Origin of the sequence: Citrobacter sp. Cy070 (assembly GCF_030332245.1) — a bacterium.
Taxonomy (GTDB): Bacteria; Pseudomonadota; Gammaproteobacteria; order Enterobacterales; family Enterobacteriaceae; genus Citrobacter; species Citrobacter youngae.
In genome coordinates this window covers 30,227-43,896 of the sequence record NZ_JAOWIG010000053.1, presented here as the reverse complement: position 1 = coordinate 43,896, position 13,670 = coordinate 30,227, and the positions used below count along the sequence as shown (strand labels likewise).

11 protein-coding genes are annotated in these 13,670 nt (G+C 52.0%); 4 read left to right on the top strand and 7 right to left on the bottom strand.

The features are described from left to right. Positions 1 to 109 precede the first annotated feature (109 nt). Both mfd and ldtC read left to right on the top strand, forming a co-directional pair. Entirely contained in the window at positions 110 to 3,556 is a 3,447-nt protein-coding gene (mfd, locus tag OGY19_RS07620; protein ID WP_137378674.1) for a transcription-repair coupling factor, read from the top strand. 147 nt (positions 3,557 to 3,703) lie between these two features. Beyond that, positions 3,704 to 4,669, top strand: coding sequence for a L,D-transpeptidase LdtC (gene ldtC, locus OGY19_RS07615; protein WP_115602214.1), 966 nt, complete (start codon positions 3,704 to 3,706; stop codon positions 4,667 to 4,669). Positions 4,670 to 4,752: 83 nt separating this feature from the next. Here ldtC and bhsA read toward each other — a convergent pair whose 3' ends face one another. Then, on the bottom strand, positions 4,753 to 5,010 hold the full coding sequence (bhsA, locus tag OGY19_RS07610) for a multiple stress resistance protein BhsA (RefSeq protein WP_040231961.1): 258 nt from the start codon (positions 5,008 to 5,010) through the stop codon (positions 4,753 to 4,755). 243 nt (positions 5,011 to 5,253) lie between these two features. Here bhsA and comR point away from each other — a divergent pair, with 243 nt between their 5' ends. Continuing rightward, a complete protein-coding gene (gene comR / locus OGY19_RS07605) occupies positions 5,254 to 5,889 on the top strand; it encodes a TetR family copper-responsive transcriptional repressor ComR (RefSeq protein ID WP_115602215.1) in 636 nt (211 codons plus the stop codon). Positions 5,890 to 6,142: 253 nt separating this feature from the next. Beyond that, positions 6,143 to 8,323 (top strand): TonB-dependent siderophore receptor, encoded by a 2,181-nt coding sequence (locus OGY19_RS07600; RefSeq protein ID WP_115602216.1) that lies wholly within the window; start codon positions 6,143 to 6,145, stop codon positions 8,321 to 8,323. A gap of 56 nt (positions 8,324 to 8,379) precedes the next feature. On the opposite strand, the gene OGY19_RS07595 is transcribed toward OGY19_RS07600, so the two are convergent. The 6 genes from OGY19_RS07595 to lpoB form a co-directional block, all read right to left on the bottom strand. Beyond that, positions 8,380 to 8,919 (bottom strand): glycine zipper 2TM domain-containing protein, encoded by a 540-nt coding sequence (locus OGY19_RS07595; RefSeq protein WP_048211960.1) that lies wholly within the window; start codon positions 8,917 to 8,919, stop codon positions 8,380 to 8,382. 168 nt (positions 8,920 to 9,087) lie between these two features. Continuing rightward, positions 9,088 to 10,392, bottom strand: coding sequence for an NADH-quinone dehydrogenase (gene ndh / locus OGY19_RS07590; protein WP_048211961.1), 1,305 nt, complete (start codon positions 10,390 to 10,392; stop codon positions 9,088 to 9,090). A 236-nt stretch (positions 10,393 to 10,628) separates the two neighbouring features. Next, positions 10,629 to 11,171, bottom strand: a complete 543-nt coding sequence (ycfP, locus tag OGY19_RS07585) for an alpha/beta hydrolase YcfP (protein ID WP_061067733.1) — start codon at positions 11,169 to 11,171, stop codon at positions 10,629 to 10,631. Between the two features lie 21 nt (positions 11,172 to 11,192). Further along, a complete protein-coding gene (gene nagZ / locus OGY19_RS07580) occupies positions 11,193 to 12,218 on the bottom strand; it encodes a beta-N-acetylhexosaminidase (RefSeq protein WP_115602217.1) in 1,026 nt (341 codons plus the stop codon). A 10-nt stretch (positions 12,219 to 12,228) separates the two neighbouring features. Beyond that, positions 12,229 to 13,053, bottom strand: coding sequence for a thiamine kinase (gene thiK / locus OGY19_RS07575; protein ID WP_115602218.1), 825 nt, complete (start codon positions 13,051 to 13,053; stop codon positions 12,229 to 12,231). Continuing rightward, the gene (lpoB, locus tag OGY19_RS07570; RefSeq protein WP_048212601.1) at positions 13,034 to 13,666 is read right to left on the bottom strand and encodes a penicillin-binding protein activator LpoB; all 633 of its coding nucleotides are present in this window, start codon (positions 13,664 to 13,666) and stop codon (positions 13,034 to 13,036) included. The genes thiK and lpoB overlap by 20 nt, the downstream gene beginning before the upstream one ends. Positions 13,667 to 13,670 lie beyond the last annotated feature (4 nt).

Genomic DNA, 13,670 nt, shown 5'->3' with positions numbered 1-13,670 from the left:
GTTTTTGCCCCCCTTCGGGGGCGAATCAATTTGCTTATGAGAAACGATCACGGATAATAAAGAAACATTGCTTATCAGACGTATATCCAAACGAGATCCTGACAACCGAATGCCTGAACAACATCGTTACACGCTTCCAGCAAAAGCTGGCGATCAGCGCCAGTTGGGTGAACTTACCGGTGCCGCCTGCGCGACGCTGGTCGCCGAAATCGCTGAACATCACGCGGGGCCAGTGGTGCTGATCGCGCCGGACATGCAAAATGCACTGCGTTTGCATGATGAAATTCGTCAGTTTACCGACCAGATGGTGATGAATCTGGCTGACTGGGAAACACTGCCCTATGACAGTTTTTCCCCACATCAGGAAATTATCTCCTCGCGACTCTCCACGTTGTATCAACTGCCTGCGATGCAACGCGGTGTGCTGATCGTACCGGTCAACACGTTGATGCAGCGCGTCTGCCCGCACAGCTATCTACACGGTCATGCACTGGTGATGAAAAAGGGTCAGCGCCTGTCGCGTGATGCCCTGCGTGAGCAGCTGGACAGCGCCGGTTATCGCCATGTTGATCAGGTTATGGAGCACGGTGAATACGCTACACGCGGTGCGTTGTTGGACTTATTCCCAATGGGCAGTGAACTGCCTTATCGCCTTGATTTCTTTGATGACGAAATCGACAGCCTGCGTCTGTTTGATACCGACACCCAGCGCACGCTGGAAGAAGTCGACGCCATTAATTTGCTTCCCGCACACGAATTCCCGACTGACAAAACGGCCATCGAGCTGTTCCGTAGTCAGTGGCGCGACACCTTTGAGGTTAAACGCGACGCCGAACATATTTATCAGCAGGTCAGCAAAGGCACGTTACCTGCGGGTATTGAATACTGGCAGCCGCTATTTTTCAGCGAGCCGTTGCCGCCGTTGTTCAGCTACTTCCCGGCCAATACGCTGCTGGTGAATACCGGCGATATCGAGACCAGCGCTGAGCGCTTCCAGGCCGATACCCTGTCACGTTTTGAGAATCGCGGCGTTGATCCAATGCGCCCGCTTCTGCCACCTGAATCACTGTGGCTGCGGGTGGATGAGCTGTTTTCTGAACTGAAACGCTGGCCGCGCGTTCAGCTAAAAACCGAGAGTCTGGCGAACAAAGCTGCGAATACTAACCTCGGGTTCCAGAAGCTGCCGGATATCGCCGTGCAGGCGCAGCAAAAATCACCGTTAGATGCGTTACGTAAATTCCTTGAGAGCTTTACCGGTCCGGTAATTTTCTCAGTGGAAAGTGAAGGTCGCCGTGAAGCACTCGGCGAACTTCTGGCTCGCATCAAAGTTGCGCCGAAGCGGATATTGCGTCTTGATGAAGCCGCAGACAATGGTCGTTATTTGATGATTGGTGCAGCCGAGCATGGCTTCATCGATAGCAAACGCAATCTGGCGCTGATTTGTGAAAGCGATCTGCTGGGTGAACGCGTGGCGCGCCGCCGCCAGGATTCTCGTCGTACCATCAACCCGGATACGTTAATTCGTAACCTCGCGGAGCTGCATCCGGGGCAACCCGTCGTGCACCTTGAGCACGGCGTGGGTCGCTATGCCGGTATGACCACGCTGGAAGCGGGCGGCATTACCGGCGAATACCTGATGCTCACCTATGCCAACGACGCCAAACTGTACGTGCCGGTGTCGTCACTGCATCTGATCAGTCGCTATGCGGGCGGTGCAGAAGAGAATGCGCCGCTGCATAAACTGGGCGGCGATGCCTGGTCACGCGCCCGACAGAAAGCCGCTGAGAAGGTGCGCGATGTCGCGGCAGAGCTACTTGATATTTATGCCCAGCGCGCGGCGAAAGAAGGTTTTGCCTTTAAACACGACCGCGAGCAGTATCAGCTGTTTTGTGACAGCTTCCCATTTGAAACCACACCCGATCAGGCGCAGGCCATCAACGCGGTACTCAGCGATATGTGTCAGCCGCTGGCCATGGACCGCCTGGTGTGTGGCGATGTCGGCTTCGGTAAAACCGAAGTGGCGATGCGCGCCGCCTTCCTCGCCGTAGAGAACCACAAACAGGTTGCCGTGTTGGTTCCGACGACCCTGCTCGCACAGCAGCACTTCGACAACTTCCGCGATCGTTTTGCCAACTGGCCGGTACGCATTGAGATGTTGTCCCGTTTCCGTAGCGCCAAAGAGCAAGCGCAGATTCTGGAGCAGGTTGCCGAGGGGAAAATTGATATTCTCATTGGCACGCACAAACTGCTGCAAGCGGATGTGAAGTTAAAAGATCTGGGTCTGCTGATTGTCGATGAAGAGCACCGCTTCGGTGTCCGTCACAAAGAGCGTATTAAAGCAATGCGCGCCGATGTCGATATTCTGACGCTGACCGCAACCCCGATCCCGCGTACGCTCAATATGGCGATGAGCGGCATGCGCGATCTGTCAATTATCGCCACACCGCCAGCGCGTCGTCTGGCGGTCAAAACCTTCGTACGCGAATACGATAGCCTGGTGGTACGTGAAGCTATCCTGCGTGAAGTGCTGCGCGGCGGGCAGGTCTACTATCTGTTCAACGATGTTGAAAACATCCAGAAAACCGCTGACAGGCTGGCTGAGCTGGTACCGGAAGCGCGAATCGGAATTGGACACGGACAAATGCGCGAACGCGAGCTGGAACGCGTGATGAACGATTTCCACCATCAGCGCTTCAACGTGCTGGTGTGTACCACCATCATCGAAACCGGGATCGACATTCCAACCGCTAACACCATTATTATCGAGCGCGCTGACCATTTCGGGTTGGCACAATTGCACCAGCTACGCGGCCGCGTGGGACGTTCACACCATCAGGCCTATGCCTGGCTGTTGACGCCGCATCCAAAAGCGATGACCACCGATGCACAAAAACGCCTTGAGGCAATTGCATCACTGGAAGATTTGGGTGCAGGTTTTGCGCTAGCCACTCACGACCTCGAAATTCGCGGCGCGGGGGAACTGCTGGGCGAAGATCAGAGCGGTTCGATGGAAACCATCGGCTTCTCACTATACATGGAACTGCTGGAGAACGCGGTTGACGCGCTAAAAGAGGGACGCGAACCGTCACTCGAAGATCTCACCAACCAGCAAACTGAAGTCGAGTTGCGGATGCCGTCACTATTGCCAGATGACTACATCCCCGATGTGAATACGCGACTGTCGTTCTACAAGCGCATTGCCAGTGCGAAAGGCGAAAACGAGCTGGAAGAAATTAAGGTCGAGCTGATAGACCGTTTTGGTTTGTTGCCTGACCCGGCCCGTACGTTGCTTGATATTGCCCGTTTGCGCCAGCAAGCGCAAAAACTGGGTATCAGAAAGCTAGAAGGCAATGAAAAAGGCGGGACGATTGAGTTTGCCGAGAAGAACCACGTCAACCCGGTGTGGCTGATTGGCTTACTGCAAAAGCAACCGCAACACTTCCGTCTGGATGGCCCAACCAGGCTGAAGTTCATGCAAGATTTAGCTGAGCGTAAAACCCGTATCGACTGGGTACGTCAGTTTATGCGTCAACTGGAAGAAAACGCCATAGCATAGCGTTCCGGCCGGGTGAGCACGGTGCTTGCCCGGCCGATGAATTTACAAACTCTTTGCACTTCCCTGCACTTCCCGACACAGCAAACCGCCATAATTCCTGTTTACTTTTACATAATAAAAACCACGTAAAAACAATGGATTTAGGTGATGTTAAACAATAAACGACTCTCTCGCTGGCTAACGCTTTTTACGCTCGCGGCGACCGTCGCATTAGCGCTCCCGGCTCAAGCGAATACCTGGCCGCTCCCGCCGCCAGGCAGCAAACTGGTGGGCGAAAATGCCACTCACGTTGTCGAAAACAACGGCGGATCGCTGGAAGCCATTGCGAAAAAATACAACGTCGGCTTTTTAGCGCTGCTGCAGGCTAACCCCGGCGTCGATCCATACGTACCTCGCCCGGGCAGTGTTTTAACCATCCCATTGCAAACTCTGCTACCGGATGCCCCACGCGAAGGGATTGTCATTAACCTCGCCGAACTGCGTCTTTACTATTACCAGCCAGGGACAAAATCGGTGACCGTGTATCCCATTGGCATTGGCCAGTTAGGCGGCGACACCCTGACGCCAACAATGGTCACCACCATCTCTGATAAGCGTGCTAACCCGACCTGGACACCAACAGCGAATATCCGCGCACGGTATAAAGCCAATGGTATCGACCTCCCTGCCGTAGTACCTGCCGGGCCGGATAACCCGATGGGCCATCATGCAATCCGCTTAGCGGCTTACGGCGGTGTGTATTTGCTGCATGGAACCAACGCGGATTTTGGCATCGGTATGCGTGTTAGTTCCGGGTGTATTCGCCTGCGTGACGGTGATATTGAAACCTTATTCCGTCAGGTTACGCCGGGAACCAAAGTGAACATCATCAACACGCCGATTAAAGCCTCCGTTGAACCTAACGGTATGCGCATGGTTGAAGTACACCAACCGCTGTCAGAAAAGATTAATGACGACCCGCAGTTACTGCCAATCGTGTTGAATTCATCAATGCAGAACTTTAAAAATGCGGCACAAACAGACGCAGCTGTGATGGAGCATGCAATGGAGCTACGTTCAGGCATGCCTGTAGACGTGACACGCCATCACGATGCTCCTGCACAAACGCTGTAAATTCAGGCCATAAAAAAACCCCGCCGGTTTGTTCCCGCGGGGTTTTTTATTGAATTCGCAGTGGCATTGCGAGGGCTTACAACTTATTTATAGATAACTGCAGTCCCGTGAAGGGTGTTAGGACCGGTAACAGAAGTAATACGGAATGACTTCGCCCCCATTTCATCTGCTTTCTGTGCCAGTTGATCTTCCAGAGAACCTAAATTAGTCCCGGCGTTGGCGGAGATAATACCGACTTTCTGTTGGCCTGCAGGTGTAGCCTGAACTTCAACAGCGGCAAAGCTTGCAAATGAAAGTGAGCTCAGGACAGCAGCGACAAAAAGAGTTTTTACGTTTTTCATGATAGTGACCTTTAGCAGATGAATGTGTGCCGTAAGCGATTAACTTAACGATCGATATACAAATCATAGATGTGATCCAGGTCACACGTCAACATTTTTTTATAACGATTGTTATTTAAAGTACAAAGGTCTTATTTTTCATATCAATAGCATTGAATTATTTTTATCTTGAATGCACTGGAGTGTCTGCGCGATTATTTTTATAATGGTTATTCAATAAACCCAACCAGGTACAACGGCACCATGACAACTGAAACGACAGGTTGTGCAAAAAAAAGCCGTGGCCGACCAAAAGTGTTCGACAGGGAAGCCGCGCTTGATAAGGCCATGACACTCTTCTGGCAGCACGGATATGAAGCGACATCGCTCGCCGATCTCGTAGAAGCAACCGGGGCAAAAGCGCCTACGCTGTATGCAGAATTTACCAATAAGGAAGGACTGTTTCGTGCCGTGCTGGACCGCTATATCAGTCGCTTCGCGGCAAAACACGAAGCCCAACTGTTTTGTGAAGAAAAAAGCCTCGAATCTGCACTTGAGGACTATTTCACCGCCATAGCGACCTGCTTCACCAGTAAAGACACGCCTGCGGGATGTTTTATGATTAACACATCCGCTACGCTGGCCGCCTCCTCCCGGGACATTGCGCACACGGTTAAATCCCGTCACGCCATGCAGGAACAGACGCTGGCTCAGTTTCTGCGTCAACGACAGGAAAAGGGTGAAGTACCAGCACACTGCGATGTACAAAAGTTGGCTGAATATCTGAACTGTATTTTGCAGGGTATGTCGATCAGCGCCCGCGAAGGAGCCACGTTCGAAAAACTGATGCAGATCGCGCGCACCACATTACGATTGTGGCCTGAACTGATTAAAGATTAACCATTCCCACACTGCCCACGTCTTAATGTCATCACCGGGAGCTTACGCTGCTCCTGGTGGAAACGGCACATCTTAACCCCTACATTCTTTATTGTTTTCATTGGGTTAATGCATTTATTTTGTAAAATATATTGATAATGTCAATCATTATCAGCAATATTCGCATTTGTTTTAATACCCGTTTCATAATGTAACGATCGGTTTCCATGCCGTAAAAATAAAAACAGGCCAACAAATTTTATAAGGAATACAAATGAATAAGCATCTCTGGGTGCTCAATCCTCTGTTACTGTCTTTAACCCTACCGGCAATGGCGGCAGAAGAAGAAGATCTCATCGTCAGCGCCAACCGGAGCCAACGCACCGTGGCAGAAATGGCGCAAACGACATGGGTTATCGAAGGCAGAGAGATTGAACAGCAGGTTCAGGGGGGGAAAGAGTTTAAAGATGTTCTGGCTCAGTTGATCCCCGGAATCGACGTTAGCAGCCAGGGACGGACCAACTACGGGATGAACATGCGTGGTCGCGCCATCGTTGTGCTTATTGACGGTGTTCGTCTCAACTCTTCCCGCACCGACAGCCGCCAGCTCGACTCCATTGATCCGTTTAATATTGCACACATTGAAGTTATCTCTGGGGCAACATCACTGTATGGCGGCGGAAGTACCGGTGGTTTGATCAACATCGTCACCAAAAAAGGTCAGCCTGAGCGTGAAGTTGAACTCGAGCTGGGCAGCAAAAGCGGTTTCAACAACAGTAACGATCATGACGAGCGTGTTGCCGCCGCAGTGAGCGGAGGAACCGACCGCGCATCCGGACGCATGTCTGTCGCTTATCAACGGTTTGGGGGGTGGTATGATGCCAACCACGACGCCTTAATGCTCGATAATACCCAAACCGGTCTGCAGCATTCCGATCGCCTGGATCTGATGGGTACCGGGACGATTGAGCTTGATGACAACCGCCAGCTGCAGCTGGTTACGCAGTACTACAAAAGCCAGGGCGATGACGACTACGGACTGGATCTCGGCAAGAACATGTCTGCCGTGACGGGAACCGGCAACGCTCATACCAGCAGCGGTCTCAATTCCGACCGTATCCCCGGCACGGAACGGCATCTGATCAGTCTGCAATATTCCGATGCCAATTTCTTCGGCCAGAATCTGGTCAGCCAGATCTATTACCGTGACGAATCACTTAAATTCTATCCCTTCCCTACGCTGAGCAAAGGTAAGGTCACCAGTTTCTCCGCATCACAGCAGGATACTGACCAGTTTGGTGCCAAAATCACCCTCAACAGCCAGCTGATGGAAAACTGGGAACTGACATGGGGTATCGACGCCGATCACGAAACATTCGATTCCAATCAAGAATTCTTCGATCTGGCTTATTCCCTCCCCTCTGGCGGTATGGATAACCGAACGGCCTACACCACCGGGCGCTATCCCGGTTACAGCATCACCAACTTCGCGCCTTTCCTGCAAAACAGCTACGACATTAATGACATCTTTACGCTCAGCGGTGGTATCCGCTACCAGTGGACTGAAAACCGCGTTGATGATTTTGTCGGCTATACGCAACAACAAGGCATCGCAACGGGTCTGGCGAACTCTGCTGATAGTATCCCGGGTGGCAAAGCAGACTATGATAACTTCCTGTTTAATGCGGGCATCCTCGCACACCTGACCGATCGCCAGCAGACCTGGTTCAACTTCTCTCAAGGTGTGGAACTTCCCGACCCCGGAAAATACTACGGCAACGGTACCTACTCGCTGGTTGGCGATCATTATCAGCTCCAGCGCAGTGTTAACGTAGCGGATTCACGTCTGGAAGGCATTAAAGTTAACTCTTACGAACTGGGGTGGCGCTACACCGGCGATAACCTGCGTACACAGCTCGCCGCTTACTATTCCACGTCTGATAAATCGATCGTCGTTAACCGCAACGATATGACCATTAACGTACAACCCGACGATCGCCGGATTTATGGCCTTGAAGGCGCGGTGGATTATTTCATTGCTGATACAGACTGGAGTCTGGGAAGTAACTTCAACATCATTAAATCGGAAGTGAAGCAAAACGGTAAATGGCAAAAATGGGATGTCACTCTGGCTTCGCCATCTAAAGCAACCGCATGGGTTGGCTGGGCGCCGGAACCGTGGTCGCTGCGAGTACAGAGCCAGCAGACATTTGACCTGAGCGACGCCAGTGGCAACAAGCTGGATGGGTACAATACGATGGACTTTATCGGCAGCTATCAGCTCCCGCTGGGTAAACTGACCTTTAGCGTTGAGAATCTGCTGAATGAAGAGTACACCACCCTCTGGGGACAGCGTGCACCGTTACTCTACAGCCCGACTTATGGCAGTCCATCCTTGTATGAATACAAAGGTCGGGGTCGCACCTTTGGTTTGAACTATGCCTTAACCTTCTGATAAAAAAAGCCCCCCAGCCTGAGCGATGGGGGGCTAATATTCATGATAACGCTATTTTACGCCTTGTTATTCAGAACCAACTGGCCGTTGTTATCCAGCGGAATTTGCGTACCGGGATCTTTATCCATGCGGATTTTGCCCTGCTGATCGCCAATTTTATACGTTACGTCGTAGCCCAGCATTTTTTCTGATTTGTCATACACTGTTTTACAACGTTGTTGTGTGGTTGTGTACGTATCGTTTTCCTGCATTGACCCCTGAATCTGGTTACCTGCATAACCACCACCTAACGCACCGGCAACGGTCGCAATGTCTTTGCCGCGGCCACCACCAAACTGATGACCAATTACGCCCCCGGCAACCGCGCCCAGCACGGAACCGGCAATACGGTTTTCATCCTGTACAGGTTTACGGTGAGTAACCGTTACGTTACGACATTCCTGGCGCGGTGTTTTTACCGTTTCTTTAATCGGTGTTGCAGAGACGACTTGTGCAAACTGTGGGCCACGCTCAAAAACGTTTAGACTGGCCACCGCTGCAACACCCAGCGCAGCAGCTACGCCAATCCCTATACCCGCCAACATTGATTTATTCACGGGACTTCCTCCTTTTTTGCTATTAGCAACAACTTTGCAACAGAAGGTAAATAATGCCAATCAGATTACGGATGAAAATCGCGGAGAAAGGGGGTAAAGCAGCATGATTCAGAGAACTCTGAAAGAAAGTGCCGGATGAAGCATTCCATCCGGCATTATAAGCCAGTATTAGTGCAGTTTAAGACGCGGACGAATCACCCGGTTAATGCTGCCAACCAACATCATCAGGCCGGTTTTGAAGTAACCATGCAGCGCAATCTGGTGCATACGGTACAGTGAAATGTAGACAAAGCGTGCAATACGCCCTTCCACCATCATTGAGCCACGCGTCAGGTTGCCCATCAGACTGCCCACGGTAGAGAAGTTGGAGAGAGAAACCAGAGAACCGTGATCTTTATACTGATACGCTTTTAGCGGTTTACCGTTCATCTGCGCCAGAATGTTGTTCATCGCGCAGGATGCCATCTGGTGCGCAGCCTGGGCACGCGGCGGCACAAAACCCCCTTCCGGACGCGCGCAGGAAGCACAGTCACCAATCGCATAGATGTCCGGATCACGCGACGTCTGCAGGGTTGGTTCAACCACCAGTTGGTTGATACGGTTGGTTTCCAGACCACCAATCTCTTTCATAAAGTCTGGCGCTTTGATACCTGCTGCCCACACCATCAGATCAGCTTTGATGTACTCGCCATCTTTGGTATGCAACCCACCTTCGTCAGCGCTGGTGACCATCGTCTGAGTCAGTACACGTACGCCCAGCTTGGTTAACTCGTTATGCGCGGCGCTGGAAATACGCGGCGGCAACGCTGGCAAAATACGTTCACCGGCTTCCACCAGTGTGACGTTCAGCGCTTCATTGGTCAGCCCTTTATAACCATAGCTGTGCAACTGTTTTACCGCATTGTGCAGCTCAGCGGAGAGTTCTACCCCCGTTGCACCACCGCCGACGATAGCGATATTCACTTTGCCGTTCGCGCCCAGGTTTGCAGAATATTTCAGGAACAGATTCAGCATTTCCTGGTGGAAGCGACGCGCCTGGTGCGGGTTATCGAGGAAAATACAGTTCTCTTTGACGCCCGGCGTGTTGAAATCGTTGGACGTACTGCCCAGTGCCATCACCAGCGTGTCATATGGCACTTTACGCTCAGGGACCAGCAGATCGCCTTTCTCGTCTCGCAGCTCAGCAATCGTGATGGTTTTCGCTTCACGATCGATATCCATCACCGAACCCAGCTGGAACTGGAACCCATGGTTACGGGCATGCGCCAGATAGCTCAGCGCATCAACACCTTCATCCAGCGATCCTGTTGCTACTTCGTGCAGCAACGGTTTCCACAGGTGGCTGTGGTTTCTGTCTACCAGCGTGATTTTTGCCTTTTTCTTACGACCCAGTTTTTTACCCAACTGCGTCGCCATTTCCAGTCCGCCAGCACCGCCGCCGACAATCACGATCCTTTTCAATGGTGTAGTCAACGTGACCCCCTCAAATTTATTAACCAATTGTTAATTAAAAGTTATGTATATAGCCTTTAATTAACAACAAGTTACGATATTGAAAATGTTCCTCGAGACTGAGAATAACACGAACGGTGCATTGGTCATACCAAAATTGATGTGCATCAAGTTTTGATGCTGAAAAGATAGACAACCCAGACTTTTAGGACAAAAAAACCAGCCCGAAGGCTGGTTTTTTAAACGCTCAGTAAAGATTAACCTAACGTCTTGAACGCTTTGATTCGCTGCAAATGTGGGGAGATATTTTTGAATTTATGGGTTTGTTCTTCATCCCATACAATTTCATAGTAATGATGCAGCTCCTCCGATGAACGCTGGCTGTTCAAGGCTTCATCATGGCGTGACAGAATAACCAGGCAGCGATCGCGATTTTTCTCGCGGAAGTTGGTCACACATTTTGTGGCGATATCAGCATACTCTTCCGGCCTGTCGATTTTCCCTTCCATATTCTCATACGGGAACAGGTTAGGGTTAAACACCACCTGACGAATATCACACAGGAAACCAATTCGTTCTGCCCAATATCCCCCGAGCCCGACGCCACAAATCAGCGGTCGGTCGTCGACATTAAGCTGCAGCATTTTGTCCACTTCTTTCAGCAGATGCTGCATATCATGTTTAGGATGCCGCGTACTGTAGCTAATCAGCCTGACATCCGGGTCAATAAATTGCAGTTGCAATACTTTCTCGTGGTTGCCCGGACTGTTAGAGTCAAAACCGTGTAAATAGATAATCATCGCATCCTCGCCAAACGTGCGTTAATGACCTGCTTTCTCTTCCTGCCAGCGCTCATGAAGCTGGTTGAGCTGGGCGCTTACCGTCTTCCAGCGTGCCGAGTCCATCAGTTCCTGACGTGAAAATGAACCTTTATGATACAAACGTGTAACACGTTCTGCATTGATCGGCGACAGATTATCTAACACACTGACCGCTCCCTTACGATTATTGCAGACCAGGATCATATCGCAACCTGCATCCAGCGATGCCTGCCCGCGCTCTGCGTAGCTCCCCATAATCGCCGCACCTTCCATCGACAAATCGTCGGAGAAAATCACGCCGTCAAAACCCAGCTCCTGACGCAGTACCGTTTTTAACCAGTGTGGCGAGCCGCTCGCCGGGCGCGGGTCCACATCACTGTAGATGACGTGCGCAGGCATAATGGCATCCAGTTTGTTTTCAGTGATTAACGTCTGGAATACCGACATATCTTTCGCGCGGATCTCGGCTTCTGAACGCGGATCGGTTGGCGTTTCTTTATGCGAATCCGCCGTCACTGCACCATGTCCGGGGAAGTGTTTACCGGTCGTTTTCATTCCGGCCGCATGCATGCCATCAATAAAGCGGGTTGCCATCGCTAACGCTTTTTGCGGATCGGCATGGTAAGAGCGCTCGCCGATTGCTGCGCTGATATGCCCCACATCCAGAACGGGCGCGAAGCTAATATCAATATCCATCGCGATCATTTCACTGGCCATCAGCCATCCAGCTTCCTGAGCCAGTTTGCCCCCCTCTTCCAGCCCATGCAGTGCAGCAAAAGATTGCGCCGCGGGCAGACGGGTAAAACCTTCACGAAAGCGCTGGACGCGCCCCCCTTCCTGATCCACTGCCACCACCAGATGATTACGCGATGCCGCGCGGATCTGGCGCACTAATTCACGCAACTGTTCCGGGTCATGATAATTTCGGGTAAAGAGGATCAACCCACCTACCAGCGGATGCGCCAGAATCTCACGCTCTTCAGCGTCCAGCTCATACCCTTCGACATCCAACATTACTGGGCCCACACTGCTCTCCTTATCCTTTCATTGTTAGCTGCCGCCAGGTTTCATCGGCCAGCCTGATAAATTGTCGATCGCCGGTTTGTTGCCAGCGATACTCAAACCACCCCGCCTTCAGCATCATTATCCAGATTTGCCATCGCCTGACCTGTCGCCAGAGCGCATCTTGCTCAATATGCGCTCGTTGGGCGTAGGCGCTAACCAGCCGTTGGTGCTGGGACTCATCGCTGACCCATACCGCCGCCAGCTCTAGGGCAATATCACCGTCGCCGGCATATTCCCAGTCAATCAGCCGCAGCCCTGAGTCTGTACGTACGATGTTGTCGCCGTGGACATCCATATGCAGCGGCCCCAGGCGCAAAGGTCGAGGCTCACCGCTTTTTCTTAGCCGCTTCAGGGCGCGCAACCAGCATGACGTACGACGTGCTGGATCGCTACACTGCCAGTACTGCTCGAGTAGCGGCAGCAGGCTGATTCGCCAGCCGAATCGGGGCTGCTGGTGCAGATGATACAATAAGCCAGCGAGTTCGTCGGCGTCCGGTAATCTGGATTCTACCTTACCGTGAAAAAAGTCGACGACCATCCATCCGCGCGTATAAAAGCGAGGACGCGGCGCAAGACTTTCTGGCAAATGCTTTAACGCATGATAGTGGCGTAAGAAATGCGATTCTGGCGCGTAAGGATCGTGATGACAGCGCAACACTAAACGGTGGGCTTGATGTTCGATGATGCAGCTCCCGCCGCTTAGGCCGCTCTGGCTGGCTGCGACGGGATGATACTGCGGGAAATAGCGCGACAGAACTTCATCGCGCGTCAGTTTGTTATTGTTGCTGAACAGCACCTTTACCTGACCAGATTATCTCGCCAGTTTGTACCAGCATTAATTGCATTTGCAGCGCAGGTGAATTGACGTTACCGGAAGCGCTGGAATAGAGCACATACTGCGCGCCAACGTTACGGGCAATACCAATCGCTTTGCTGCGTGTTCCCAGGCTGTCGTTAGGCGACAGACCTAACTGCTGCTTGGCTACTGCCAACTGCTGCGCAGAAACCAGGGTAAATTTACCATTATTCGCCAGCGCATTTCGCAAAGTCTCGGTGGCTTCACCCGCGTTTAACGAGCCGTTGGTACGGTTATTTACGCTATCAACCAGCAGTACGCCCCCAGCTTTCACACCCTCAGCTTGCAGCATTTTGCCGACCATCGGCTGCATTGCCCCGTTCCAGTCATAATGACGCTGACGTGGGGTTGGCTGCGCCGTTTGGTCCTCGTGTTCAATCGGACCCGGCTGCTGCGGTATGGTTGGCACCGTTGGTACAACCGGAACTGGCTGTTGCGGCTGCACGGGTTGTTCCGGTACTGGCTTCACTTCCTCTACCGGCGCGGGCTCACGTTGAGCCACACAACCAGAGAGAAACATCGCCAGCGCGGCAATCAATGCGTAGCGATTCATTTTG

Bases quoted from the DNA above. Each gene is read 5' to 3' on its own strand.
- ldtC (WP_115602214.1), top strand. From the start codon at position 3,704: ATGTTAAACAATAAACGACTCTCTCGCTGGCTAACGCTTTTTACGCTC.
- ycfP (WP_061067733.1), bottom strand. From the start codon at position 11,171: ATGATTATCTATTTACACGGTTTTGACTCTAACAGTCCGGGCAACCAC.
- bhsA (WP_040231961.1), bottom strand. From the start codon at position 5,010: ATGAAAAACGTAAAAACTCTTTTTGTCGCTGCTGTCCTGAGCTCACTT.
- comR (WP_115602215.1), top strand. From the start codon at position 5,254: ATGACAACTGAAACGACAGGTTGTGCAAAAAAAAGCCGTGGCCGACCA.
- OGY19_RS07600 (WP_115602216.1), top strand. From the start codon at position 6,143: ATGAATAAGCATCTCTGGGTGCTCAATCCTCTGTTACTGTCTTTAACC.
- mfd (WP_137378674.1), top strand. From the start codon at position 110: ATGCCTGAACAACATCGTTACACGCTTCCAGCAAAAGCTGGCGATCAG.
- lpoB (WP_048212601.1), bottom strand. From the start codon at position 13,666: ATGAATCGCTACGCATTGATTGCCGCGCTGGCGATGTTTCTCTCTGGT.